The following is a 25,373-nucleotide window of genomic DNA, read 5'->3' on the forward strand; positions in this document are numbered from 1 at the left end:
GACACTTGCAAAACATTGCAGGTGTCTCTTTTTTGTAATACATTTAATTTTTAATACACCTTATTAATTACCTCACACTAATCTTACAATGAAAAACCTCATTTTAATCACGATATTTCTTTTTAGCATAACTATTCAATCACAAATCCTTAAGCAAAGAGAAAGAGCGGCAGCTATTGATATGGTTCTAAAAGAAAGGTTTGATAATCTCTTACCTCAATTGATGGATAAAACAGAGTTTGATATGTGGATTTTGATTTCACGAGAGTATAATGAAGACCCTGTGCTTAAAACAATGCTACCCGCAACATGGTTGAATGCCAGAAGAAGGACAATATTAGTTTTTTATAGAGATAAAGTCAAGAATACTATAGAAAAAATGGCCGTAGCTAGATATAGTGTAGGTAAAAATATTGATTCTGCATGGGATAAAGAGAAGCAACCTGATCAATGGAAAGCACTGATCGATATCATCTCAAAAAGAAATCCTCAAAAAATAGGAATTAATTACTCTAAAGACTTTGGGATATTAGATGGTATTGTAAAAACGGACTATGAAGAGTTTATGGAGGCATTACCACAAGAATATAAATCTCGAGTGGTTTCTGCTGAGAAGTTAGCCATTGCCTGGATAGAAACTCGTACTCAACAAGAGATGGAAATATATAAAGAGTTGGTAAAGATTACTCATGATATTATTGAAGAAGCATTTAGCACTTCGGTAATACAACCAGGAACTACAACTACAGATGATGTAGTGTGGTGGTTAAGACAAAAAGTAACCGATATGGGATTAAAAACATGGTTTCATCCTACAGTAGATATTCAACGATCTGGCGAAGTACTTAAAAGTCATATCGTTTCCTTTTCTGACCGACCAAAAGATAAAGTAATTAGACCTGGTGATTTGATTCATTGTGATTTTGGAATTACGTATTTGAGGTTAAATACAGATTGTCAACAACATGCTTATATTTTAAGAAACGAAGAAACTTCCCCTCCAGAGTATTTGGTTAAAGCTTTTACAGATGGAAATAGGGTGCAGGATATTTTTACATCAAATTTTGAAACAGGGAAGACAGGAAATGAGATATTACTGAAATCCCTGGAGCAAGGAAAAACAGAAGGGCTAAAACCATCAATATATACTCATCCACTAGGGTTATATGGACATTCTGCTGGACCTACTATTGGTATGTGGGACTCTCAAGGAGGAGTTCAAGGAACGGGAGATTACCAATTGTATGAAAATACGGTATATGCTATCGAACTGAATACCACAGTCAATCTACCAGAATGGAAGAAAGATATTCGTATTATGCTTGAAGAAGCAGGCTTTTGGGGAGAATCAGGTTTTAGGTATGTAAATGAAAGACAGACAGAGTTGATCACAATTCCCAAACGTTAATTTATTTCAATCTTTTCATAATAGAGTATATAAAAAAGGTTTTTTAGCTATTTTCGCGCTTTCAAATTAATCAACTCTGTTTATGAAGCACTTATTTACATTTTTATTTTTAAGTATAATCTTTTTCGGATGCAGTTCTGATGATGATCCAATAGTTGATGAACCAGATGGTAATGAAGTTGTTGGGGAAGAAGATACAATTTTATTAACTGTATCTAGAGGAGCAAATTCTAGTCTTAGATTTAATGAAGAAATTAAAGACCTTAGTCTAGAAGCTATTATAACTGGAGAAGATGGTACTATTTTGGCAAGAAATAGTATAGAAACAAATACAGAGGTTAAATTAGAAGCAGAATACGATAAGAATAAACCATACCATTTACATTTTGTACTTAGATATATTGAATCTGATACAGAACCAGAATTTAGATATGAAAATGTTGTAAGATATTTTGTTCAGACTTTTCTTGATGTCTCTAACCGTGAATACTTTTATGATCTTGATATAGATCGAGGAACAGCTATAGGAACTGCAGAACTAAAATTTGAAAATGTACCGTTTAGTTTCTTAAATGCATCCCATAGCACTAGTTTTGGAAGTTCTACATCAAGCAGTTTACCTATTGTGGATAATAGACTCAATTTTGAGATAAAAGTTAAACAGAATGGTGTTAACACGGTTTATGCTTATGCTCAAAGTGAAGATCCTGGTAACGAGGATTTTAGGTACACAAGACAAGAGCTAAGTAATGGACAGTTGGTTAGTTTGGATTATAACACTTTACCAAAAGCGAAACAAGTTAAAATTAATTTCCCTGATTTAAGTTCTTCAAATTCAACATTTAGAAGGTTTACTAGTAGTATATCTGGTGTTGATTTATCAAAAAACACAGATTTTTTTAGATTTGATAGTAGTTTATTATTTGCAACGGATGAGCTATCAAAAGAATTTTTTTTACCAGAGAATATTTTTGAAAGATATTCATTTTTTGGAACAGCATCATATGATAATTTTATTACTCATACCAGGGATTTTTATGCTACTATTAATGATATTCCTAAAATGTATGTTCCATCCAGTTTAAATGCTTCTATAACTAATAACTCTTTCCTATCATATCAAGCTACAGTGACGGGTGAGTATGATTATTTCAATTTTGCTGCAGGATATAGTGATGGCGATAATATATTATCGACTACTAAAAGATTTAATTGGGTAATCTATAATGGTGCTACGCCATCAATATCAATTACATTAAAAGATTTGATTTCAGAATTTATTAAAAAAGAAGATGGCTTTAATATTACAGCTGAGAACCTCGGAACTCCACAATTATCTATTTATAAAAGCTCAGAAATTAATAGTAAAGACGATTTTATAGATATGGTAATTAATAGAAATCGCTCAAAAAATCTAAGAAATATACCCTATGAAAGATGGATATCTGTTGATAGGGTAGACTCTAGAACATTAAATAAACACTTCCCAATTGATAATAAATATTCAAAAGAATATGAAGACGATTATTTAAATTAAAAAGTGTTTTTATTTTTTTGAATAAACTACAGATGCAAAAACTCCAATTATTAGATTTCTAACAATTGGAGTTTTTAATTAAATCATAGGATAATGATTTATCCTAATTTTTTATCCCCTTAGAAAGCACATAAATCAGGTATGTAAAAACCATTTACCGTTGCACCACATCTTCCGCAATGGCAGTCACTATCATTCATTCCAACATGGTCGGAATTCTGGACATACGGCTCCCAAAAAACCAGCATTAATTGATTTTTGGTCTTCTTTTTTAAGAATTGTGACTTTTTCTAAATTTAAAATGTTCTTAATCATTGCGTAAAATTTTAGATGTTAATTTAAATTAGTTTTATCCCTTACTAATTTTGATATTCCTTAAAATCTTGCAGATAAAAAAAATATAAATTAATATTCTATATTTTATCCAGTTATAATGATGAGCATTATTATACATTGAAAATAGTAATAAACAAAATAGGTTGTTATAGTTTATACATGATATTGATAAATTCGGACTTATTTATGTAAATTGTTTGATCAGCATTAGTATGCCAATACCTCCAAAAATAATTCCCCAATATTGCATCTTAATCCAAAAGAGGCTGTGATTTGGTTTTATAATAATTTCTTGCCCTGTTTGCTTGTCTATTACAATTCTCCCATCAGATTGATTCCATTTTTTACCCATGAACCAACTAAAAACTCCAGCTACGAAGAGTCCAATAATATAGGCATAATCACTTTGTTCTTTTGGCAAAATAGATGTAAATACGACAAGGATCACGGCCAATACTAATACCGAAAGGAATCCTCTTCCTGACCATACTATCATTTCTTAAATATTTTTAATGATACCTACTCCTTTTTTTTAAGTCCTTTTTCGGTAAGTTCAGACTTTGGTATATTTAATTATGAAAGTAAAATAATCATAATCAATATCCAGTAGTTTATCGTTATTGCTTTCTTAATTCTACTCTTCTGTTTTGTGCTTTTCCATCCTCCGTAGTATTATCTGAGACAGGTTTAGTTTCACCAAACCCCTCGCTACTTAACCTGGATTCTTCAATTCCTTCATCTGTTAATGCCATTAAAACTGCTCGAGCTCGATTTTTTGATAGTTTTAGATTTGAACTATCATCACCCACATCATCAGTATGTCCTTCGATACTAATTTTTAGATCAGGTGAGTTTTTGAGCATTTTAACAATTTCGTCTATGATAGAGTAGGAGTCTGTTTTTATTCTTGATTTTCCAGTATCAAAATTAATATGAAGGGCTACAAATCCGTTTTTTTCAATCTCTTCTTTAATTTCACTAGCAGTAATTTTTTCAATGGTTTGTTCAAAATCTTTAACTTCAACAATACCTATTTCGCCTGTAGCAGTGTTTGAATATACCTGGAAACCTATTTTTTGAGATTGCGTTCTCAAAACATACATTCTGACTTTATCGTTTACCACATCGCCAATGTAAAAATCATGCATATGAGCATATCTTTCGTTTGAGGTATCCCCAAAATTGACCATGAGTTCTTCAGGAATTTTTTGATCAGAAATTAACTTCGCTCCAATTGATGCAAGATATTCTGAAACACTTTTGTCAAATAAATACTGATTCCAGTCTTGATCAGAATTATCCTTGAGACTCATCTTAATACTCATTTTTTCAACACGTCCTTCAAAAGCAAAGAAAGAAGTGCCATCAAACATCTCTAATTTGTGGAAATCATAAGATTTTGTAGCACTACTACTTTCACTCACCTCCATTCCCTTTGGAGGAGTTATATATGGATAGTCACCAATATCTTGATTAGTAATAGGGATGTCATTCCAGTTAAATTCTTTGACAGGTTGTTTTTCTGTTTCTGTATTTTTAATTACTTCTACAGTTTCAGTTGTTTCACTATCAGGAATAGAAGTTTCTTCTTCTGTCTGTATTCGTTCTTTTTCTTCTGTTTCTCCAGTGTTATTTTTACAATTCGTTAATAGTAATGATAAGCAGATTACCCAAATTACTTTTGTCATTTCGTTATATTTTTATGATTTAGATTACTGGACTTTTGTTAATTGGTGATATCCAGTCAATTTTCCTTTTTTATTGTAAGATTCAGATTTTATGACCACAACATTATCATGATACCATTCTATACCACTACCTTTTACTTTTATGATTCCGAATTTACTTTCAAAATCAAACGTTACTTTTTGGCAATCAAAAGTTCCTGCAGGAGTAGTAATACTCTCCTCTCCAACGATTTTTCTGTTTTTGATATCAAAAGTCATAGTAATAAGTGTAAATCCTTCACTGTTTAGTTTTATTGTGATGTGGCCATCATCCATTTGATCTCCTACTTTACTGTTTACAGGAAATTCTAGAACATCTCCATCTATTTTCAGTTTAAGTCCTTTTTGTTGTTGTTCTGATAACTTATCATAGTTAAAGAAACGCATCATGTCTACACTAAACAGTCCTCCTTCACATCTGGTTTTAAAGCTGGTGGTAAAAGTTTCTTTGTTTTTTTGATCTTTTCTGGTAGCTTGAATTATGGCCGTGTAGAGATTATTTTCTTGCGTAACTGATGTCGTTTCATGTACCGTTGAGTTAAGCTCTTTCCCTTTTTTGTTATAATCAGTATAAGTAAGGATAGCACCTTTTTTCATAAATAATACTTCATCACAGTTCTGAGCATATGAACGTATGCAAAAAAGAGTAACAAGTATGGTTATAAGTATTCCAATTTTAATTTTCATTTATATTACATTTTAGAAGTGATGAATGTACCTTGGTTCTCCTGTGCTAACGTTCTCATAAAGTTGTGATCAGCATCTTCGCCAAAAGCAATAGTATGTATGATAACTCCCTTGGTATTTACTTTTCGTATTTCCTCTAGTACTGCTTGAGGACCTCCATTAGGAAGACCATCACTCATTAATACAATTTCCTCAACTCCTTCTGTAGATAAGGCTTCTAAAAGACCATTTAGTGTATTTGTACCTCCTCCAGCTTTTAGGTTTTCAACAAAAATATTTGAAGAGGTTCTAGATGTATTAGTAGCGATTCTAAGTTCTATAGATTGTTTGGTTACATTATTGTTATAAGCAAAAACAACAAATTTTTTACCATCAGGTAATCCTTTTATTGCAGGTATTAGTTTTCGTTTTACAGCACCTAATTTGGTTGCTTGTTTGGTTACCTGCTTACCAAGAATGTTACCTATCTTCCCCCCAATAGTTTTACTTACTACATTTCCAGCTTTATTGCCAGCTTCACGCATTACCTGATCTTTTACAGATCCTTCATCAATACCTTCCATACTTCCGGATATATCAATGAGATATAGTGTATTTCGATTTGATGTTTCAATGCCGAAAAACTGATCAGATTTTTTCATGACATAACATGACTGAAACATGGCAAGTAGTAATAAAAGTGATAAAATTGATTTTATCTTTTTCATTTTTTATTCCAATTAAATATTTGTGTGATGTGCTATTCTTTTTTTATTGCCCTAGTTGATTTAATTTAAGTTCTTTAATGGCGTTCTTTAATTGAACCATAGAGACTCTTTCTCCGTCTAGAGTAACAATGAATCTATTGGAGATTAGAAGTTCTATTTTAGAATCTTCACTACCATCGTAGCTATCTTTTTCTACTTCTTCTATAGCTTTATATCCGTTTATAGTTATGGATTTTCTATACCCAGAATCACTCTGTTCTTCGAAATCCCTAGAAAAACCTAATCGGGCAAGTGTTACCATTGCACTACCTGTTTCTCCCGCGCCATCAATTATAGAATAAGAAATAAGATCTCCATTTTCGTTTTCATATTCGGCTTCTGCCATATTCATATCTGGCATAAATTGATTTCCGATAGAGAATTTTTTTCTTGGATACCCCAATAAACTTTCTGGTAATAAAGCTTTTAGTTTTTCTTTGGAGATAGGTGTGGCATTTTTTAGTTGTTCGCTTTCTTCTTCAATTTTTTCTGCTTCATTGGCCATTTGATTAAGATCCGAAACACTTTCAATTACGTCAAATAGCCCGGGTTCTTTTTCTCCGCTTTTATCTTTTCCGCAGGAAAATAATAACGCAATACATACTATTGTGATTGCAGTTTTTTTCATTGTTTTTTCTGTTTTAAAATAGTTTTATGAACTAATTTAAATCTATTAAAAACAAGATTTTTTATAAATGTGAATTTGCAGAGGAGTATTTAGAAATCAAGGGAGTTTAAAGAGAATCTTAAAACAATTGGTTAATATATTCTATTAGATTCTTTTTTCTGCTTTGTGCTACTGGTATGCAATGTTCTTGTTTAAGGATTACTTCTTCATTGCGTTTATCAAACTTAGATATATAGCTAAGATTAATTAGAAAGCTCTGATGTACACGAAAAAAATTATAACTACCTAGCTTTTCATCAAAAGATTTAAGAGGTTTTGAAACCAAAATTTCTTTGTTATTTACAAGAAGGAATGTAGTGTAGTTATTATCTGACTTTGCATATAAAATGTCTTTAATATCGACAATGTGAATAGCATCGGCATTTTTTAGTACAAGTTTTTTTGACTGATCTTTATGAGAAAGATTATGAAGAAGTGTGTTTAATTGTGATTGATAGTTTGTTTTGTGGATATCCTGAATTACTTTATCCAAAGCCAAAGTTAATTCTTTCTCTTCATAAGGTTTTAAAAGATAATCTAATGCGCTGAACCTAAAAGCATCGATGGCATATTTGGCAAATGAAGTAGTGAAAATAATTTTGAATTCGATAGTGTTAAAAAGAGCAAGAAATTCGAATGCATTTCCATCGGTTAAAAAAACATCCAGAATGATAAAGTCAGGTTTTAACTCTTTTATTTGGTTTGAAGCTTTTATTATAGAGTCACAACTCCCAATAATGTTAATGGTACCATATTTTTCTACAATAGCAGATGCATAGGTAAGTGCTTGTGGATCATCTTCAACAATAAAGCAAGATATATTACTCATAGGATAAAGGTAGTATACTTTTTGATTATGCCGCAGTAAAACTTAGAATAACCTTTGTTCCCTCGTTAGAAGAATCAATAGAAATATGTCCGTCAAAATGTTTTGAAGTTTTATTGAGGTTTTTTAACTGTTCTCTAATAATCCCCATGCTCATGGATTTGTGTAATCGTTTGGCATTTTCTTTTTTAGTTTCAAAACCTTTACCATTATCTACAATAGATACATATAAAGTATTATTGTTTTTATAGTATTTTACTACGATGTTTCCTGTGTCACTATCTTTTAGCCCATGTAATATTGCGTTTTCTACAAAAGGTTGGGTAATGAGAGTAGGTAACATGTCAAAATCTTCTTCTACAGTACTATCAACATCAATAGTATAGTCAAATTTACTATTATAATTAAGCTGTTGTAGATTAAGATAAGATTCTAAAGCGGTTTTATCATCTTCAACGCTAGTAAAGTTATCATCTGATTTTTCTAAAATTAGTCGAATTAATTTTGAATAGCTAGCTAAATACGAACCAGATTTTTCTTTATCATTTTGATAGATAAAATTTTGAATACTTTGTAAAGCATTAAATAAGAAATGTGGATTTAACTGTGTTTTTCTTAATTTTTGTTGCAATAACACAGTATCCAGTTGTTGTCTGGTTTTGTAACTTTTAAACCCAAAATACCCTAAAATTAATACCAGTACACCAAAAATAATCAATACGATAAGTATATAATTTTGTTGTTTTATAGTAAGTGCTTGTAATTCATTTTTTGTATCTAAAATATCAATTTGTTGTTGTTTCTTTTCAGATTCAAATCTTTCTGTTAGTTCAGCTACTTTTTCCTTTTGCTCGGCATTAGTAATAGAATCTTTGATTTGATCTTTAAGATCGGCGTATAGAATTGCAGTTTTGTAATCTTTTAAACCAGAATAGGATTCTTTTAGATTATTGTAGATATATGACTTTAATACTCCTTGCGTACCGGGCACTGCGCTATCCAGATATTGTATCGCTTTTCTATATTCTCCTTTTTTGAGATAAGAATGTCCTACATTATTATAGGAAACATTTAAAGTACTCGTCTGATTAAGTTCTTTTTTTAATATAATTGCTTTTTTTCCGTAATCAAGAGCTTTGTTATAATCAGCTCCTTCTTCTGTATAATAAGGGGCAAGGTTATTATATATTACAGATAAGATATTTTTTGCTTTATATTTTTTTGCTAAAGTTTCAGCTTCAAAGATATTATCTGTAAATTTTTTAAAGAGTTTTTGTTCCTTATAAATGTTACAAAGATTCACGAGGATCTGTAATCTCAAAATTTCATTAAATTCACTTAATGGTAAAGCTCTTTCCAAATACGTTTGCGCATTTTTGAAGTTTTTGAGTGCAGCATTAATAGAGCCTATATTCGTATACGTATTTACAAGTTGTTTAGAATTATTAGTTTGTTCTAAGATCTTTGCTGCTTTTAGGTAAATATCTAACGCTCTTTTAAAGTCTTGTTTGTAATATTGAATAGTCCCTAGATTATGTAATGTTTGCCCCTCAATATGTTTTGGTAATTCATTCTTAAGATTGTTTTGAAGTAATGAATCTGCTTCAGAAAACCCTTTTTTAAAAATAAGAACACTACTTTTTTGTAAACGAGATTTGGCTAATAACGTATCATTAGCAATTAGTTTGGATAATTCTAGAGCTTTTTCAACATAAAAAAGAGAGCTATCTAAATCTTTTTGTAATAAAGCTTTAGATTTTAATAAGTGTTGTTCTATTTTTTGAGTTTTTTCTACTTCAGATTGTGCATGTATCCCGTGTAAACTGAGTACTAGTGCATAAATAATAACAATAAAAGATACTTTCATTTTTATACCTGGATAATCCCTAAATTAAACTTCTTTTCGATAGGGGCATGGTCTGCAGCTTCAATACCCATAGAAATCCATTTTCTAGTATCCAAGGGATCAATTACACCATCTGTCCATATTCTTGCTGCGGCATAATATGGAGAGGTTTGAGCATCATATCTGCCTTTAATCTTATTAAAAAGAGCTTTTTCATCCTCTTCAGATAATTCTTCACCTTTCTTTTTTAAAGAAGCCGTTTCAATTTGTAATAATACTTTTGCAGCTTGGGCACCTCCCATTACAGCGAGTTCTGCACTTGGCCATGCGACAATTAACCTGGGATCGTATGCTTTACCACACATGGCATAATTCCCTGCTCCGTAGGAATTACCGACTACAATAGTAAATTTTGGAACAACACTATTACTTACAGCATTTACCATTTTTGCACCATCCTTGATAATACCTCCATGTTCACTTTTACTCCCAACCATAAATCCAGTTACATCTTGCAGAAATACTAATGGTATTTTCTTTTGATTACAATTAGCAATAAATCGAGTGGCTTTATCTGCAGAATCTGAATAAATAACTCCTCCAAATTGCATTTCTCCCTTTTTGGTTTTTACAATTTTACGTTGATTGGCAACAATACCAACAGCCCAACCGTCAATACGTGCATATCCAGTTATAATAGTTTGTCCATATCCAGCTTTGTATTCTTCAAATTCAGAATCATCAACCAATCGACTAATGATTTGCATCATGTCGTATTGCTCATTTCTGGCTTTTGGTAATATGCCATAAATTTCTTCTGGGTTATCTTTAGGTTTAGCAGGTTTAACACGATTAAACCCAGCTTTTTCAAAGTCTCCGATTTTTGAGATTATATTTTTAATTGTATCCAAAGCATCTTTGTCATCTTTGGCTTTATAATCTGTGACTCCAGAGATTTCACAATGTGTAGTCGCTCCGCCTAGAGTTTCATTGTCAATAGTTTCACCTATTGCAGCTTTTACCAAATAGCTTCCTGCTAAAAAAATACTTCCGGTTTTATCAACTATCAATGCTTCATCGCTCATAATAGGAAGGTAGGCACCACCAGCAACGCAACTTCCCATAACCGCAGATATCTGGACAATACCCATACTACTCATTACGGCATTGTTACGAAAGATTCTACCAAAATGTTCTTTATCAGGGAATATTTCATCCTGCATAGGAAGATATACTCCGGCACTATCAACAAGATAAATAATGGGTAGTTTGTTTTCTATAGATAATTCCTGAGCTCTTAAATTCTTCTTTCCAGTAATAGGAAACCATGCACCGGCCTTAACCGTTGCGTCATTTGCTACGACAATACATTGTTTACCACTAATATATCCAATTTTGACAACAACACCGCCACTGGGGCATCCACCGTGTTCTTGATACATTTCTTCACCAGCAAAAGCAGCAATTTCAATACATTCAGAATCTTTGTCTAATAAATAATCAATTCTTTCTCTGGCGGTCATTTTACCTTGAGAATGAAGTTTTTCAATTCGTTTTTCACCCCCTCCTAATTTTACTTTGGCTAGTCGCTGCCTTAGGTCTGATGCTAAAAGTTTATTATGATCTTCGTTCTTATTGAAGTTTATATCCATTTGTGTGTATTGTTTGCACGAAAATACAAAAAAGGTACAGTTTATAAAGAATACATATTGAATTTAAGAATAGTTATAGTGATGTTTCTAAAGTGTTATTTTTTCATTAATTAAAGTATTGATTATTAATTGTTTGATAACATTTTTTTGGTAAGTGATTAACAGTGTTATGATGCATTTACGATTATTTTGAAATTAAAATAACACAAATCAATAACCTAAAAATTCAACTATGAGACTTTTGAATGTCAATTTTTTCCCTTTTCTTTTTGTAATTACTTTACTAATTGCAGGTTGTGATACCAATGATGATTCTGTTTATGAACCCATTGAATCTGTCCCCTTAGCCATTAACGGTGAGTTTGATGTGACAACTAATTTTTATGATAATGAAGGTCCACATGAGCATAATTTTTCTGCAAAACGGTCATCAGGCTTTACAGAAGGATATGAGTCTGGTTCAAAACCAAGATATGCGAGTGGAAGTGTTAACTTATCTTCTGGAAACTGGTCATTTAACGATGCTTTGATAGGTACACTATCAAGAGATAGAAAGTTTGGAAGAAAATCTATTAGAATGAGAAATACAGGATATGCTGTAATGTCCTTTAATATGGATAATGGGGCAAGAACTGTTCGTGTTCGTCATGCCAAATACGGTAATGATGGAAATTCTTCCTGGAGATTAATAGCTTCTTATGATAATGGATCCTCGTGGTCTTTTGTAGGAGAAACTGTAAATACAACCTCTACAATATTAAACACCGTTTCTTTTGAAGTGAATGAAACCCGTAGTGTACGATATGGTATTTCCAAAGCTTCAGGAGGACGTAACAGAATTAATATTGATAATCTAGAAATTGTTACTGGTACTACCGGAGGTGGTGGTGATGGCGGCGGAGGCAACCAAGGTGGCGGAAGAAATAGTAATATTGCTTTTGGAAACCCTTCTAATGCAAATTCTAATGCAAATAATTATTTCTTGTCTAAACCAGAATTTGCTTTATCCTACAATAATAATAATGGTACACCAAATTGGGTGAGTTGGCATCTAAATGCTGATTGGTTAGGAAGCAGGGGACGTTGTAACTGCTTTCAGCAAGATACATCTTTGCCAAGTACCTTTAATAGAATAACAGAAAATGAATATAGAGGTTCTGGATTTCATAGAGGACATATCTGCCCATCTGCAGACAGAACCGTTACGGCTCAGGAAAATGAGAATACTTTTTTTATGACCAATATGGCACCACAAGCACCTAGAAATAACACAAGACCATGGGTAGGACTTGAGAGATATTTAAGAACATTGGTAGATGCAGGTAACGAAGTTCATATCGTATCAGGTGTCACAGGTACTGGTGGTACCGGAAGTAATGGTTTTAGATCAACTTTAAGTAATGGAAGGGTTAATGTACCCGATTCTTTTTGGAAAGTTGCATTGATATTACCAAATGGCTCTAACGATATCAATAGAGTAACGACCTCAACTAGAATGATTGCTATCAATGTTCCTAATGATCAAAATGTTAGTAGTGACTGGAGACAATATATAACAACAGTTGATGATATTGAAAACCTTACAGGGTATGACTTTTTTGAAAATATACCTAATTCTATTGAATCAGTAGTAGAATCGAGATTAGATAACAGGTCTTTTAATTAAAAACATACCTTATATATCTTAAAACGGATGTTCTTATAATAGGGCATCCGTTTTTGTGTATTCTAAAATTGAAATTTAAGATAGAGATGGATCAAATCGAAAAAGTAACGTTAAAAAAAGCAAAAATAATTTGGTAGGTTTTTAATATTTATACATTTACTCCAGTTCTATTGCCATTTTAGTTTTATTGGAAATAAATGAATCAATTAAAGTAAGAATAAGAATAACAATAATGATTAGAAAATTATTTTTTTCCTTTGTCGGGATAGTGTCTTTTGTGTCCACCTCTAATGCTCAATTTGAAATATGTAATACCTCTGAAACTATACCAGAATTAAAATTATCTCTGTGTGCAGTAGTAAAAACTCCGTTATTTCATGAACCTGGAAAAGAAGAAACCATTGATTTATTTATAAGGAAGTTCCCCGCAAAAGAAAAAAGAGAAGGTTCAATTTGGTTAATTGCTGGTGGGCCAGGTGAATCAGGAGCAAGCTTTTATCCTTTAATAACAAAATTTAAAGAAATATTTCCTCATTTAGATATAATTGTTCCTGATCATAGAGGTACAGGTGCCTCTAGTAAGATATGCCCAGAACAAGAGAGTTTGGAATCTGCAAATGGTATTGCATTGGCAAATGATGAATGGGGTCCATGCTTAGGACAAATGTTTGGTAATATACCGTATACCCAGGCATTTTCGATTACCAATGCAGCAAAGGATTTAGGGATACTAATAAATAACTTGAGTGGAGAAGGGAAAAGGTACATATATGGTGTTTCTTATGGTACACAATTAGTCCTTAGATTAATGCAGCAAAATATGGTAAAAGTAGATGGAGTTTTATTAGATTCTCTAGTGCCTTTACAAGATGATGGTGATTTTGATTTGAGTAAACGATCTCAGGTTACAGATAAAGTAGGGCGTATGGTTTTACAGAATTTTGATACAATTAATCCTAAAGGAGTTAATTTAGCTTCAAGGTTAGAAAAATTGATCGAACGTTCACGGAGCGATAAGAAATTTGCAGAACAGATACCAGGTCAAAATTTATCTTCAATCTTGGGGATGATGCTTGATATTCCTGATGCTAGAAATAAGTTAACTTCGATAATAGAGGGTTTAGAAAAAAATGATTTTAAAGTATTAAATGATGCTGTGCAAGATATTACTAACTTTTATAAAGATTATGGCTCTAAATATGATACATCTCCAAGTTCAATTCCGTTGGTGCAAATAATAACAGCCTCAGAAAATAATCTAAGACCAGGAATGAAAAAAGTTGATGTTGTAGAAGAAGCTAAAGAGTTATTGTTTTCAAGTCCTTTACCTAATCTTATTGCAGAAAATACGATGCCAACTTATCAACGTGATCAGTATTTTGCCACTATACCTCAAAAAATGCCTCCAACGGTAATATTTCAAGGTACTTTAGATCCTAAAACAGATTATGATGGTGCAGTTCGACATGTTAAAAAATTATCTAAAGTAGGAGAAGTGATATTGGTGAGTGTAACAGATGCTCCTCATTTTGTAGCTCTTTTTGCACAAAATAGTTTTGCCAAAATAGCTGCAGAGTTTATTGAAGGAAAATCAATTACTCAAACTATAGTAAATGATGAATACGTAGCTTTAAAAAAATAAATAATCTTAACAAAGAAATTTAATTTGGTTTTTCTTTTGATTGTATTTAATTTTTCGATCTTATTGTAATTATCAAAACGACTTAAATGTTGCTATTGAGTGTTTTACATGCTTTACGTTATAATAAGTGGATAAAAAATCACTTTTTTTGACTATAAAATACCGATATTTGCATCTGCTTATATTTGAAAAATTACAAGTGTTAGTACTAAACTAAATAATAATTTATGGGAATGAATAAAAATACAGTATTGGCTTGGGCAACTTTTATAATGATATTAGTTGGCCTTGCACTTATTGCATTAGGAGCATTTAGATATAGAGATGTGTCAGGATATGGTTTTGCAGCTGTAGGAGTTGGCTTTTTTGCAATTGCCTGGGTTTTTAATGCTTTAAAAGGAAGAGTGTAACTCTTTTTACATACAATCAATCATCAAATAAAAATATAATTTAAGGGCATATGTCAGACGATAAAAAAGTAATCTTCTCAATGTCCGGAGTTAGTAAAACGTATAAAAGTGCGAATACTCCGGTATTAAAAAATATATATTTAAGTTTTTTCTACGGAGCCAAAATTGGTATTCTTGGGCTTAATGGTTCTGGTAAGTCTACTTTATTAAAAATTATAGCTGGGGTAGATAAAAACTTTCAGGGAGATGTTGTATTTGCATCAGGATATACGGTAGGTTTTTTAGAACAAGAGCCACAGTTAGATCCAGAAAAAACAGTATTAGAAGTTGTAAAGGAAGGAGTTGCAGAAACGGTTGCTGTTTTGGATGAATATAATAAGATTAATGATATGTTTGGCCTTCCAGAAGTATATGAAAATCCTGATAAAATGCAGGAGCTTATGGATAAGCAGGCAAATCTTCAAGATCAGATTGATGCAAGTAATGCTTGGGAGCTAGATACCAAACTAGAGATAGCAATGGATGCACTTCGTACTCCCGATTCTGATAAGAAAATCAGTGTTTTATCAGGTGGAGAAAGACGAAGAGTTGCATTATGTCGTCTTTTACTAAAAGAACCAGATGTTCTTTTATTGGATGAACCAACAAACCATCTTGATGCAGAATCTGTTCATTGGTTAGAGCATCACCTTCAAAATTATAAAGGTACAGTTATCGCAGTTACGCATGATAGGTACTTTTTGGATAATGTTGCAGGATGGATATTAGAATTAGATAGAGGAGAAGGGATCCCTTGGAAAGGAAATTATTCTTCTTGGTTAGATCAAAAGGCAAAGAAATTAGCTCAAGAACAAAAACAAGCATCCAAACGTCAAAAAACATTAGAACGAGAATTAGAATGGGTGCGAATGGCACCAAAAGGACGTCAGGCAAAACAAAAAGCTCGTCTTAGTAATTATGATAAATTATTAAGTCAGGATCAAAAACAAGTTGACGAAAAATTAGAAATTTATATCCCTAATGGTCCTAGATTAGGAACCAATGTTATTGAAGCTAGTGGAGTAAGTAAAGCTTTTGGGGATAAGTTGTTGTACGAAGATTTAAACTTTAACCTTCCTCAGGCAGGTATTGTAGGTATTATAGGTCCCAATGGGGCAGGTAAGACGACAATATTTAAGATGATTATGGGAGAAGAACAACCGGATAAAGGGAGTTTTAATGTAGGAGAAACAGCATCTATCGCCTATGTAGATCAAAGTCATAGTAATATAGATACAGAGAAAACCATTTGGCAAAATTTTAGTGATGAGCAAGAATTGGTTATGATGGGAGGAAGACAAGTAAACTCCAGAGCGTATTTAAGCCGTTTTAATTTTAGCGGTAGCGAACAGAATAAGAAAGTATCTACGCTTTCTGGAGGGGAACGTAACCGATTACATTTGGCAATGACCTTAAAAGAAGAAGGTAATGTATTGCTTTTGGATGAGCCAACCAATGATCTTGATGTTAATACCTTAAGAGCATTAGAAGAAGGTCTTGAAAACTTTGCAGGGTGTGCTGTTGTTATTTCTCATGATAGATGGTTTTTGGATAGAATATGTACCCACATATTAGCTTTTGAAGGAGATTCACAAGTGTATTTCTTTGAAGGAAGTTTCTCTGATTATGAAGAGAATAAAAAGAAACGTTTGGGTGGGGATTTAATGCCAAAACGTATTAAGTACAAGAAACTAGTAAGATAGTATTAGATGTCATTTCAAAATATAAAAGTCATTGCATTTGATGCTGATGATACTCTATGGGTTAATGAAACTTTTTTCAGGAAAGCAGAAGAAGAGTTTTGTGAATTATTAGAACAATTTTTACCTAAAGAAGAGGCAAATAAATTGCTTTTTGATGTGGAGATGAAAAACCTTCCATTATATGGATATGGTATCAAGCCATTTACGCTTTCGTTAATTGAGGCTGCTATTACTATTTCTAATGGAGAAATGAATATTGGTTTAGTAGAAAAGCTTATTGAGAAAGGAAAGCAAATGCTTCAGGAGCCTATAGAACTAATCGATGGAATTGATAAAACTCTTAATGAGTTATCCAAGAAATACCGGTTGGTAATGGCTACAAAAGGAGATCTATTAGATCAAGAGCGTAAATTGATGAAATCAGGATTGGAAAAATATTTTCATCATATTGAAATTGTTTCCGATAAAACAGAAATGCATTATCGTAAATTGGTAAAACATCTTGATATTACAGAAAAGGAATTTCTAATGGTAGGTAATTCATTAAAATCAGATGTTTTACCCGTTTTAAATATTGGAGCACACGCCTTTCATATTCCTTTTCATACTACATGGGCTCATGAAATGGTGCATGAAGAAGTCAATCATCCTAATTTTAGAAGTTTTACTAAAGCAAGTGAGCTTTTACAAGTGTTATAATAATGAAAACAGTACTTGATTTTAATTCCTGGAGCCGAAAAGAACATTTTGAGTTCTTTGGAAGTTTTGATGAACCATTTTTTGGGATTACAACTACTGTTGATTTTACAAAAGGATATCAAAAAATAAAAGATTTTGGATATCCTTACTTTTTATATTATTTACATAAATCTCTTCAGGCGGCTAATGCAATCGAAGAGTTTAGGTATAGAGTAGAAGATGATAAAGTGTTTGTATATAATAAGATTCACGCATCTCCTACTATTGGAAGAGAAGATCATAGTTTTGGTTTTTCATTTATGGAATTTGATAGTAATTTCGAGATTTTTATGGCTAAAGCCCAAAAAGAAATTGAAGCTGTAAAAAATAGTACAGGTTTACGTCATAATGATAATGCAAAACGAATAGATACGATTCATTATTCATCTATTCCCTGGTATTCTTTTACAGGACTTACTCATGCCAGACATTTTCAATATAAAGATAGTGTACCCAAAATTTCATTTGGTAAATACTCAAAAGACAATGGAAAATTAAACTTACCCGTAGCGATTTATGTACATCATGGTTTGATGGATGGATATCATATTGGTCAATACCTGGAGGAGTTTCAAAAGTTATTGAATGAATAGTAATAAAAGCTTTTGAAATCTTTAATTCATTGATTAAGAATTGTTTATTTTGTTTTTTATATTTTTAATAAAATAATCAATCTATTGTAATGTGATTCAGTTACCTGTAAATATTTTAAATTTCACAATACTGGTCTCTGTTATTATTGGTATCACTTTTGGAATTCTATTAATTTTCACAAAAAGATTTAATTTAAAAGCAAATCGTTTTCTGGGCTTGGTTCCAATAATTATTTCGTTATGGAATTGCTGGGTACTGTTAATAGATTTTGATTTGTATACTTTACATAATGTTTTAAATTTGATTCCTCTTCATTATGCTCTGGCCTTAGGCCCATGTATTTATTTTTACACCAAATACATGACCGAAAGGGAATTTAGTCTTAAAAAGAAACATTTTTTACATTTCACACCTGTTTTAGTAGAGTTCTGTATTTCTAGTATTCAAGGGATTGAAAGTATACATAAAGAAATACCAAATTATGATACCATAACTTTCCTTATATCGAGTCCATTATTACAATTAATAGCTATTATTTCTGTACTCTTATATAGTTTTTATGCATTAAAATCGATAAAGAACTATCATCAATGGGTTAAGAATAATTATAGTAATGATCACAAGTATTATTTAGGTTGGTTGTATCGCTTACTCATTATCTTTGCTGTACTCTGGTTTCTTTGGGTTCCTTATACGTTTATAGATTATTTTGTTTTTGATTACTCCTTAGGGGTAATACACTATTATCCACTTTATATCTTAATGGCAGCAGTTACTATTTGGATAAGTGCTGAAGGGTTTTTAAGACCTGAAATTATTTTATTAGAGGATAGAGAAAAACCACTTGAGAAAAATAATATCCCATCTAAAGAAATCATTGAACAAGCTAAATGGTTAAAAATACAAATGGAAACTAATTTATTCTTTCTAAATGCAGAATTAACCCTTAGTGCTCTTGCCAAAGAATTAGATATTCATCCAAATGTGACTTCCAGGATTATTAATGAGGGTTTAGATAAAAGTTTTTCAGATTTTGTAAATGAATACCGGATTGATGCCGTAATTAATAGACTTAAAGATGTTGAGTATAACAGAATAACATTATTAGGTATTGCTTATGAATGTGGTTTTAATTCTAAAGCTACTTTTAATAGAGTTTTTAAAAAAACTACAGGAAAGACACCTTTTGAATTTAGGAAATTGAATAAAGATTGATTTTTTATGTATCATATTATAATTTGATACGATTGGCCTTTGTTTATTCCTTTTTTTTATGCTTCAAAATATTTATTAAGGTCATCATCAATCAAATACTAATTTATAAAATGAAGCATTTTCATCTTATTTTCGTTTTTCTTATTTTTTGTCAGAGTAGTTTTTCCCAATTTGATAAAGGTATTCAGGGCTATTGGTTACAAGAGGGATATGGGGTGTATTTAGAAATATCTGAAACCACCTACAAAATGTATGATGTAACTCAAATTTCGTGTCAGCCATCATCTTCTAGTGCATTAAATGATTGGACCGGTTCCTTAGAAACTTTATTCGATCTGTATAAGATTGAAGAAACTGATGAGGTATCAATGATTCTTAAATACGGCATCACAAGATATAAGTTTAACAAACTTAAAGAACCTCTTACATTGTGTGAAAAACCTATTTTATCTTCTAAAGACCCAAAGCTTAATTTTGATATTCTGTGGCATACATTTAAAGAAAATTATGCGTATTCTAAATTAAGAGGAGTTGATTGGGATAAAATATATAAAGAGCATACAGATCTTATAACAGAACATACAACAGAGGTAGAGTTATATGGATATATCGGAGAAATCTTAGATGCAATTCAAGATGAACATATTAGTTTACGAGTGCCCAAAGATATAAGTGAAGCATATCTAAAAATTAGAGAACTAAAAAAAGAAGAGAGTCAACCTTCTGATAATGAAAAAGAGGTTTCAGATTCGAATAAAGAATATGATTATACTTCCTTGAGAAGCAATGCACTAGAAAATATTCTAAAACTCTACAATACAAATAATTTTAAACGATATCATAAGGACTTACTGATATGGGGAAAATTAAAAAAAGAGGTGGGATATATTCAAATTAATAGTATGAATGGTTATTCTCAAGATGTTTATGTTGCAGAAAGCTATAGTTCTAATGAGTATTGGGATAAACATTGGGAAAAAGTTTTTGATGATATTAAAAAAGGAAAAACACTTGGGCAATATCTTAGAGGAGAAAGAAAAGGAGTGAAGGTTATGATGGATTCTATTATTACGCAGTTGTCTGATACTCCAAATCTGATAATAGACCTAAGATTTAATCCTGGGGGTACAGATCAGGTGGCTATGGATATACTGTCGTATTTTGCAACAAACAAAACTAATATTTTTACAAAAAAGATATGGACTGGGGTAGAAAATTCATTCGAAAGTAAGGTGTATGTTGAGTCTTCAGATAAACTATACCAAGGAAAAGTTATACTTCTAATGGGATCTCAAACTGGCAGTTCTGCAGAAGCAATGGTTTTAGGATCACTTGGTTTTAAAAATATAATTAGAATTGGTTCTAACACCATGGGGATTTTTTCTGATGTCTTACAGAAAAAATTGCCCAATGGATGGAGTTTTGGTTTATCCAATGAGATATATGAGTCTAGCAACAATAAAAACTATGAATATGTAGGGATTACTCCTGATTTTTTAATTCCATATTCTAGAGAATGGGTAACTTTTCATAAATCCATGGTTATGCTTAATGATAAGGACCCAGCAATAGAAAAAGCTTTTTCTATATTTAATAAATAAAATTTTAAAAATAAAATTATAACATTAATTTTCTAACTTCTCCTATCTGCATGCTGTCGAGGTAGATTTCTCCAACTCGAACTCTTACAAGTCGTAGTGTAGGAAAACCTACCGCAGAAGTCATTTTACGAACCTGACGAAATTTACCTTCTTTTAATGTAATTGATACCCAGCTTGTAGGGCCATGCCTATCATCTCTTATTTTTTTGCTCCTTTGTGGGAATTCAGGGGTAGTTTTTAATTTAAAAGCTTTGCATGGAGCTGTAGTGTATTTTTTTCCTTCAAAACCAATCTCCACTCCTTGTGTTAATAATTTTATAGCATCTACGGTAATATCTCCATCTACCTGTGCATAATATTCCTTTTCGACCCCACCACTGCATATATAATTACTGGTTTTTCCATCAGTAGTAAGTAATAATAATCCTTCTGATTTTTCATCCAATCGTCCTATAGCCATTATTCCTTCTGGGAAATCGTATAGTGTTCCTAGTAATTTCTTTGAATTTTGTTTTTGCCCATTATTGATGAATTGACTTAGAAATCCATAAGGTTTATAGATCATAAAATGATGATGTTTTTCTTCTTTTTCCATATGGATTTGCTATTCGCAATGCTTTAGAATCACTTTTAATATAGTTTGATAAAAGCGAAATTAAGGATTTAGTTTTTTATGGGGCTAAATTCTTATATCCCGCAATTTATGAAAGAGTCTTTTTTAAATTAAAATGTATACCCTATCTTTGTATATATTTTCAGCTCATATTCACGTTTTATATATACGCTGTAGCAAGTTATTGCGACAACTGGGTAAATTTTAGGTAAATCAATCTTAAGTATTGTTATTTTCCAATCATTCGTTTAGTATTTCAATGACAAATCATAGTGAATGATAGGGTTAAAATGTAAATTTAGTAAAACAGTATAAAAAAACGAATGGCAAAATCACAACAAACTTTTAGTAAAATAGAGAAAGAAAAAAAGAAATTAAAAAAGCGCGAAGAAAAGCAAAAAAAGAAGGCAGAACGTCTAGCCAATTCTAACAAAGGAAATGGTTTGGATAGTATGATTGCTTATGTGGATGAGTATGGCTATACTACTGATGCTCCGCCAGATCCTTCTAAAAAGAAAAAAATTAAAGCTGAGAATATAGAGATAGGAATTCCTAAAAGAGAAAAAGAAGAATTTGACCCAGTAAAAAAGGGAAGAGTAGCTTTTTTTAATGATTCTAAAGGATATGGTTTTATTAATGAGGATGAAACTCAGGAAAGATATTTTGTACATGTTAACGGTTTAACGCAAGAAGTAAAAGAAAATGACAGGGTTACTTTTGAATTAGAGAAAGGACCTAAGGGTATGAATGCGGTAAGAGTTAAAAAAGTATAATTTTTTTATTATTGATCGATTTTGAAACCTTCATAATATCTAAATCAAAAAGGTCTGCTCCAGAGCAGACCTTTTTGATTGTCTCTTTTTTTAAGGTGTTATTGTTTTAATGACTCAGGTTTTATAACCTCTTGCACTTGTTGCTGTACTTTCTTTTTATCACCAACTATTATTAATGTCATTTTATCAGGATTAATATACTTTTTTGTCATTTCCACAACTTTTTCTGGAGTAACACTTTGTATGTTTTTTACTCGATCTTTTAAGTAAGACTCATCTAAATCGTGTCTATCTAAAAATGATAATTGATTAATGATTCCTTGTGGGGTGGAGTTTCTAAGTACAAAAATCCCCGATTCATAGTTTTTAATTCCGTCAAGTTCTTCTACAGAAGGAGCTTCTTTTTGAAGTCGTATAATTTCTTTATTGATTTCTTGTATAGAAGCCCCAGTATGTGTAGTGGTTACGTCTGCCGATTCATACCAAATTCCGCTTTTGTAATTAGCTGATATTGTACTTCTGGGTGAATACGTGTATCCTTTATCTTCTCGTATGTTACTTGTTATTCTGGAACCAAAAGATCCTCCTAATAAGGAGTTTGTAACTTCTAATGATATAAAATCAGGGTCTGAAGGGCCAACAACCGGTAATCCGTAGTAAATAGTCGACTGGGGTGCGTCAGGTCTGTCAATTATCTGTACTGATGGATCAGTTTTTGCCTGCGCTACAGGATAATTAGACTCAGGGCCTTTTCTCCAGTCTCCAAGGGCTTTTTCAACCGCTTCTTTTACTTTGTTTTTATCGAACCTACCTGCAATATAGACCGTAGTGCGTTGTGCTCCATAGTTTTCTGTATAGAAGTTTTTAACGTCTTCAATAGAAAAAGAATCAATTATTGTATTTGTTGAATATGATTGTCCATAGGGGTGGTCAGGATATAGTCTTCCAAAAAACTCTTTATTAGCTTGCGCTTGTGGTCTTGATAGAGCAACAGTTAAATTACGTTTCATATCGTTTTTTAATCGTTCAATTTCTGTCTCAGGCCATTTTGGATTTTTAAGAATATCACCAATCAGGTGTATTGCATCAGGTGCAAATTCGAATAAAACAGAAGTATTTAAATTTGTGTTATGAGGTCGAACAGAGACATCCAAATTACCACCCATTTCTGCCATTTTATTAGCTATTTCCTTTGCATTCATAGAAGTAGATCCTTCTTTGAGGAGGTCAGCCATAAGATCTGATAACCATACTTGATCTTTCTTCTCGTGAATATTTCCTGACTTAATGCTTACAGCAATGGTAGCTTTTGGAATTGCACCATAAGGAATCATTACCAGTTTTAATCCGTTTTCTAAAGTTATTGTTTCTTTTTTTGGTAGCACAAAATTCTTCGGAGCACTACCAATAGGTGGTTTTTCCTTTTCCTTTTCTTGGCTAAAAGTTATAGTCACGGTTAGAAGTACTGCCGTTATTATTGAGAGAGTCTTTTTCATGATTTTGTGTTTTCAGCGTTAGTTAAAAGAGGATTTACTGTTAAAATGGTCCGATTGGTAGGTCTTAAATATTCTTTGATAGTTTTTGTTATCAGTTCTGGAGTTACCTTTTTGAATTCTTCTTCTATACTGTTTATTCTATTGGGATCGTCATCAAATAAGGCAAAGCTGCATAATAAATCCGCTCTTCCTAGTCCAAAAGTACCACCTAAGTCATCATATAGTTTCGAACGCATTTTTATAATAGCACTATCGATCATTTCTTGGGAAACCCCTTTACTTATTTCTGTCATTACTTCTTCTATTGATACTAATATATCATCTCGAGATGTTTCATTATCGTAAGTGAAATTATACATCCAAAGCATTGGGCCTTTATAGTTAAACATGTTTCCAAGATAATTAATGCCTCCTGCAACACTAGAAGTGTATCCTTTTTCATTTTCTAACTTTTGGACTAATAATGCATTGTCACCTTGAACCAATATTTGATCTATTAATCCCATCGCATAATATTCAGGAGTATTACGGTCAGGCATATGGTATGCTAATGCTATTGCAGGTTTGTTTGCTAAAGGATCGTCTTTTGTAAATTCTTTTTGTTCTTCTTGTCTTGGTTCTGAAATATCAGGTGTATCTGGTAATTCAGAAGCAGAAAGATTTCCAAAGTATTTTTGAATCCAATTTTTTACCTGTTCGGTGTCAAAATCTCCAACTACAGATATTGCGGCATTATTAGGAGCATAAAAAGTTTTAAAAAATGTATCTACATCTTCAAGATTAGCTGCATCTAAATCTTTTAAATCTCCATAAAAGTTATGGGCATTATACCAATTTGTATTTGCATATTGCGGCATATCTAACCAAGGAAAACCTCCATAGGGTTGGTTAAGTACATTTACTTTAACTTCATTTTTCACAACACCTTGTTGATTGGTTAGATTATCTTGTGTTATTGCTAAACCTTTCATTCGATCTGCTTCAGCCCATAACATAGTTTCTAACTTATGAGAAGGCACAATTTCAAAATAGTTAGTAAAATCAAATCGGGTAGAACCGTTTAAGATTCCACCATTTTTTTGAACCAATTGAATGAATTCCATTTTACCAAGGTTTTCTGATCCCTGAAACATCATATGTTCAAAAAGATGTGCAAATCCGGTTCTGTCCTTTGGTTCATTTCTAAACCCTATATTATAATACACAGCAACTATTGCAGTTGGAGAGGTTTTATCTTGTGAAAGGATTACCTTAAGACCGTTGTCTAATTTGTAATACTCAACAGGAACTTTAAATTCAGAAACCACTTCTGAAGTATTTTCTGTTGTGTCGATGTTAGGTTCTTCTTTTTCCTTTTTACACCCTATGATATTTATAAATAGGCAAAAAAGAAAGACTGTTTTTAATGTAAACTTCATTTTCTGAATAGATTAAGATGAATATTGTGTGAT

General features: G+C 31.8%; 23 protein-coding genes. 11 read left to right on the forward strand and 12 right to left on the reverse strand.

Annotated features, from left to right (window positions below):
* The first annotated feature begins 88 nt into the window (after positions 1–88).
* Both DK442_RS05765 and DK442_RS05770 read left to right on the forward strand, forming a co-directional pair.
* A complete protein-coding gene (locus DK442_RS05765; protein ID WP_109434913.1) occupies positions 89–1,408 on the forward strand; it encodes a M24 family metallopeptidase in 1,320 nt (439 codons plus the stop codon).
* Positions 1,409–1,490: 82 nt separating this feature from the next.
* Positions 1,491–2,945, forward strand: coding sequence for a hypothetical protein (locus DK442_RS05770; RefSeq protein ID WP_109434914.1), 1,455 nt, complete (start codon positions 1,491–1,493; stop codon positions 2,943–2,945).
* A 192-nt stretch (positions 2,946–3,137) separates the two neighbouring features.
* Here DK442_RS05770 and DK442_RS28775 read toward each other — a convergent pair whose 3' ends face one another.
* The 9 genes from DK442_RS28775 to DK442_RS05810 all read right to left on the reverse strand — a co-directional run bounded on the left by DK442_RS28775 (position 3,138) and on the right by DK442_RS05810 (position 11,432).
* Positions 3,138–3,260 (reverse strand): hypothetical protein, encoded by a 123-nt coding sequence (locus DK442_RS28775; protein WP_255412210.1) that lies wholly within the window; start codon positions 3,258–3,260, stop codon positions 3,138–3,140.
* A gap of 205 nt (positions 3,261–3,465) precedes the next feature.
* The gene (locus DK442_RS05775; RefSeq protein ID WP_109434915.1) at positions 3,466–3,777 is read right to left on the reverse strand and encodes a hypothetical protein; all 312 of its coding nucleotides are present in this window, start codon (positions 3,775–3,777) and stop codon (positions 3,466–3,468) included.
* 121 nt (positions 3,778–3,898) lie between these two features.
* A complete protein-coding gene (locus tag DK442_RS05780; RefSeq protein WP_109434916.1) occupies positions 3,899–4,969 on the reverse strand; it encodes an OmpA family protein in 1,071 nt (356 codons plus the stop codon).
* A 24-nt stretch (positions 4,970–4,993) separates the two neighbouring features.
* Entirely contained in the window at positions 4,994–5,695 is a 702-nt protein-coding gene (locus DK442_RS05785; protein WP_109434917.1) for a hypothetical protein, read from the reverse strand.
* 5 nt (positions 5,696–5,700) lie between these two features.
* Positions 5,701–6,402, reverse strand: coding sequence for a VWA domain-containing protein (locus DK442_RS05790; RefSeq protein WP_109434918.1), 702 nt, complete (start codon positions 6,400–6,402; stop codon positions 5,701–5,703).
* Positions 6,403–6,445: 43 nt separating this feature from the next.
* Complete coding sequence (locus DK442_RS05795; RefSeq protein WP_109434919.1) at positions 6,446–7,069, reverse strand: hypothetical protein; 624 nt, start codon at positions 7,067–7,069, stop codon at positions 6,446–6,448.
* A gap of 118 nt (positions 7,070–7,187) precedes the next feature.
* Positions 7,188–7,937, reverse strand: coding sequence for a LytTR family DNA-binding domain-containing protein (locus DK442_RS05800; RefSeq protein WP_109434920.1), 750 nt, complete (start codon positions 7,935–7,937; stop codon positions 7,188–7,190).
* A 25-nt stretch (positions 7,938–7,962) separates the two neighbouring features.
* Positions 7,963–9,801 (reverse strand): tetratricopeptide repeat protein, encoded by a 1,839-nt coding sequence (locus tag DK442_RS05805; protein WP_109434921.1) that lies wholly within the window; start codon positions 9,799–9,801, stop codon positions 7,963–7,965.
* Positions 9,802–9,803: 2 nt separating this feature from the next.
* On the reverse strand, positions 9,804–11,432 hold the full coding sequence (locus tag DK442_RS05810; protein WP_109434922.1) for an acyl-CoA carboxylase subunit beta: 1,629 nt from the start codon (positions 11,430–11,432) through the stop codon (positions 9,804–9,806).
* Between the two features lie 232 nt (positions 11,433–11,664).
* On the opposite strand from DK442_RS05810, the gene DK442_RS05815 reads away from it, so the two are divergent.
* The 8 genes from DK442_RS05815 to DK442_RS05850 all read left to right on the forward strand — a co-directional run bounded on the left by DK442_RS05815 (position 11,665) and on the right by DK442_RS05850 (position 21,040).
* On the forward strand, positions 11,665–13,098 hold the full coding sequence (locus DK442_RS05815; protein WP_109434923.1) for a DNA/RNA non-specific endonuclease: 1,434 nt from the start codon (positions 11,665–11,667) through the stop codon (positions 13,096–13,098).
* 232 nt (positions 13,099–13,330) lie between these two features.
* Complete coding sequence (locus tag DK442_RS05820) at positions 13,331–14,740, forward strand: alpha/beta fold hydrolase (RefSeq protein ID WP_109434924.1); 1,410 nt, start codon at positions 13,331–13,333, stop codon at positions 14,738–14,740.
* 227 nt (positions 14,741–14,967) lie between these two features.
* Positions 14,968–15,150, forward strand: a complete 183-nt coding sequence (locus tag DK442_RS05825; protein WP_101449145.1) for a CAL67264 family membrane protein — start codon at positions 14,968–14,970, stop codon at positions 15,148–15,150.
* Positions 15,151–15,200: 50 nt separating this feature from the next.
* The gene (gene ettA, locus DK442_RS05830) at positions 15,201–16,892 is read left to right on the forward strand and encodes an energy-dependent translational throttle protein EttA (protein ID WP_109434925.1); all 1,692 of its coding nucleotides are present in this window, start codon (positions 15,201–15,203) and stop codon (positions 16,890–16,892) included.
* Between the two features lie 6 nt (positions 16,893–16,898).
* Complete coding sequence (locus DK442_RS05835; protein ID WP_109434926.1) at positions 16,899–17,591, forward strand: HAD family hydrolase; 693 nt, start codon at positions 16,899–16,901, stop codon at positions 17,589–17,591.
* Between the two features lie 2 nt (positions 17,592–17,593).
* The gene (locus DK442_RS05840; RefSeq protein WP_109434927.1) at positions 17,594–18,223 is read left to right on the forward strand and encodes a chloramphenicol acetyltransferase; all 630 of its coding nucleotides are present in this window, start codon (positions 17,594–17,596) and stop codon (positions 18,221–18,223) included.
* Between the two features lie 91 nt (positions 18,224–18,314).
* Positions 18,315–19,439, forward strand: a complete 1,125-nt coding sequence (locus tag DK442_RS05845) for an AraC family transcriptional regulator (protein WP_109434928.1) — start codon at positions 18,315–18,317, stop codon at positions 19,437–19,439.
* A 110-nt stretch (positions 19,440–19,549) separates the two neighbouring features.
* Positions 19,550–21,040 carry a S41 family peptidase gene (locus DK442_RS05850; RefSeq protein ID WP_109434929.1) on the forward strand — a complete coding sequence of 497 codons (1,491 nt, stop codon included), beginning with the start codon at positions 19,550–19,552 and terminating at the stop codon, positions 21,038–21,040.
* A 16-nt stretch (positions 21,041–21,056) separates the two neighbouring features.
* Here the strand turns inward: DK442_RS05850 and DK442_RS05855 are convergent, their stop codons facing one another.
* Positions 21,057–21,635, reverse strand: a complete 579-nt coding sequence (locus DK442_RS05855; RefSeq protein WP_109434930.1) for a pseudouridine synthase — start codon at positions 21,633–21,635, stop codon at positions 21,057–21,059.
* Positions 21,636–21,976: 341 nt separating this feature from the next.
* Here DK442_RS05855 and DK442_RS05860 point away from each other — a divergent pair, with 341 nt between their 5' ends.
* Positions 21,977–22,426 carry a cold-shock protein gene (locus DK442_RS05860; protein WP_109434931.1) on the forward strand — a complete coding sequence of 150 codons (450 nt, stop codon included), beginning with the start codon at positions 21,977–21,979 and terminating at the stop codon, positions 22,424–22,426.
* A 98-nt stretch (positions 22,427–22,524) separates the two neighbouring features.
* Here DK442_RS05860 and DK442_RS05865 read toward each other — a convergent pair whose 3' ends face one another.
* Positions 22,525–23,922 carry a pitrilysin family protein gene (locus DK442_RS05865; RefSeq protein ID WP_109434932.1) on the reverse strand — a complete coding sequence of 466 codons (1,398 nt, stop codon included), beginning with the start codon at positions 23,920–23,922 and terminating at the stop codon, positions 22,525–22,527.
* On the reverse strand, positions 23,919–25,340 hold the full coding sequence (locus DK442_RS05870; RefSeq protein WP_109434933.1) for a pitrilysin family protein: 1,422 nt from the start codon (positions 25,338–25,340) through the stop codon (positions 23,919–23,921). Before DK442_RS05870 ends, DK442_RS05865 begins: the two co-directional genes overlap by 4 nt.
* Positions 25,341–25,373: the final 33 nt, after the last annotated feature.

The sequence above is a fragment of the Aquimarina sp. AU119 genome, from assembly GCF_900312735.1.
Lineage (GTDB): Bacteria > Bacteroidota > Bacteroidia > Flavobacteriales > Flavobacteriaceae > Aquimarina > Aquimarina algiphila.

Bases quoted from the DNA above. Each gene is read 5' to 3' on its own strand.
- DK442_RS05780 (WP_109434916.1), bottom strand. From the start codon at position 4,969: ATGACAAAAGTAATTTGGGTAATCTGCTTATCATTACTATTAACGAAT.
- DK442_RS05865 (WP_109434932.1), bottom strand. From the start codon at position 23,922: ATGAAAAAGACTCTCTCAATAATAACGGCAGTACTTCTAACCGTGACT.
- DK442_RS05855 (WP_109434930.1), bottom strand. From the start codon at position 21,635: ATGGAAAAAGAAGAAAAACATCATCATTTTATGATCTATAAACCTTAT.
- DK442_RS05790 (WP_109434918.1), bottom strand. From the start codon at position 6,402: ATGAAAAAGATAAAATCAATTTTATCACTTTTATTACTACTTGCCATG.
- DK442_RS05800 (WP_109434920.1), bottom strand. From the start codon at position 7,937: ATGAGTAATATATCTTGCTTTATTGTTGAAGATGATCCACAAGCACTT.
- ettA (WP_109434925.1), top strand. From the start codon at position 15,201: ATGTCAGACGATAAAAAAGTAATCTTCTCAATGTCCGGAGTTAGTAAA.
- DK442_RS05805 (WP_109434921.1), bottom strand. From the start codon at position 9,801: ATGAAAGTATCTTTTATTGTTATTATTTATGCACTAGTACTCAGTTTA.
- DK442_RS28775 (WP_255412210.1), bottom strand. From the start codon at position 3,260: ATGATTAAGAACATTTTAAATTTAGAAAAAGTCACAATTCTTAAAAAA.
- DK442_RS05835 (WP_109434926.1), top strand. From the start codon at position 16,899: ATGTCATTTCAAAATATAAAAGTCATTGCATTTGATGCTGATGATACT.
- DK442_RS05860 (WP_109434931.1), top strand. From the start codon at position 21,977: ATGGCAAAATCACAACAAACTTTTAGTAAAATAGAGAAAGAAAAAAAG.
- DK442_RS05825 (WP_101449145.1), top strand. From the start codon at position 14,968: ATGGGAATGAATAAAAATACAGTATTGGCTTGGGCAACTTTTATAATG.
- DK442_RS05840 (WP_109434927.1), top strand. From the start codon at position 17,594: ATGAAAACAGTACTTGATTTTAATTCCTGGAGCCGAAAAGAACATTTT.
- DK442_RS05870 (WP_109434933.1), bottom strand. From the start codon at position 25,340: ATGAAGTTTACATTAAAAACAGTCTTTCTTTTTTGCCTATTTATAAAT.
- DK442_RS05820 (WP_109434924.1), top strand. From the start codon at position 13,331: ATGATTAGAAAATTATTTTTTTCCTTTGTCGGGATAGTGTCTTTTGTG.
- DK442_RS05815 (WP_109434923.1), top strand. From the start codon at position 11,665: ATGAGACTTTTGAATGTCAATTTTTTCCCTTTTCTTTTTGTAATTACT.
- DK442_RS05775 (WP_109434915.1), bottom strand. From the start codon at position 3,777: ATGATAGTATGGTCAGGAAGAGGATTCCTTTCGGTATTAGTATTGGCC.
- DK442_RS05770 (WP_109434914.1), top strand. From the start codon at position 1,491: ATGAAGCACTTATTTACATTTTTATTTTTAAGTATAATCTTTTTCGGA.
- DK442_RS05785 (WP_109434917.1), bottom strand. From the start codon at position 5,695: ATGAAAATTAAAATTGGAATACTTATAACCATACTTGTTACTCTTTTT.
- DK442_RS05795 (WP_109434919.1), bottom strand. From the start codon at position 7,069: ATGAAAAAAACTGCAATCACAATAGTATGTATTGCGTTATTATTTTCC.
- DK442_RS05765 (WP_109434913.1), top strand. From the start codon at position 89: ATGAAAAACCTCATTTTAATCACGATATTTCTTTTTAGCATAACTATT.
- DK442_RS05810 (WP_109434922.1), bottom strand. From the start codon at position 11,432: ATGGATATAAACTTCAATAAGAACGAAGATCATAATAAACTTTTAGCA.
- DK442_RS05850 (WP_109434929.1), top strand. From the start codon at position 19,550: ATGAAGCATTTTCATCTTATTTTCGTTTTTCTTATTTTTTGTCAGAGT.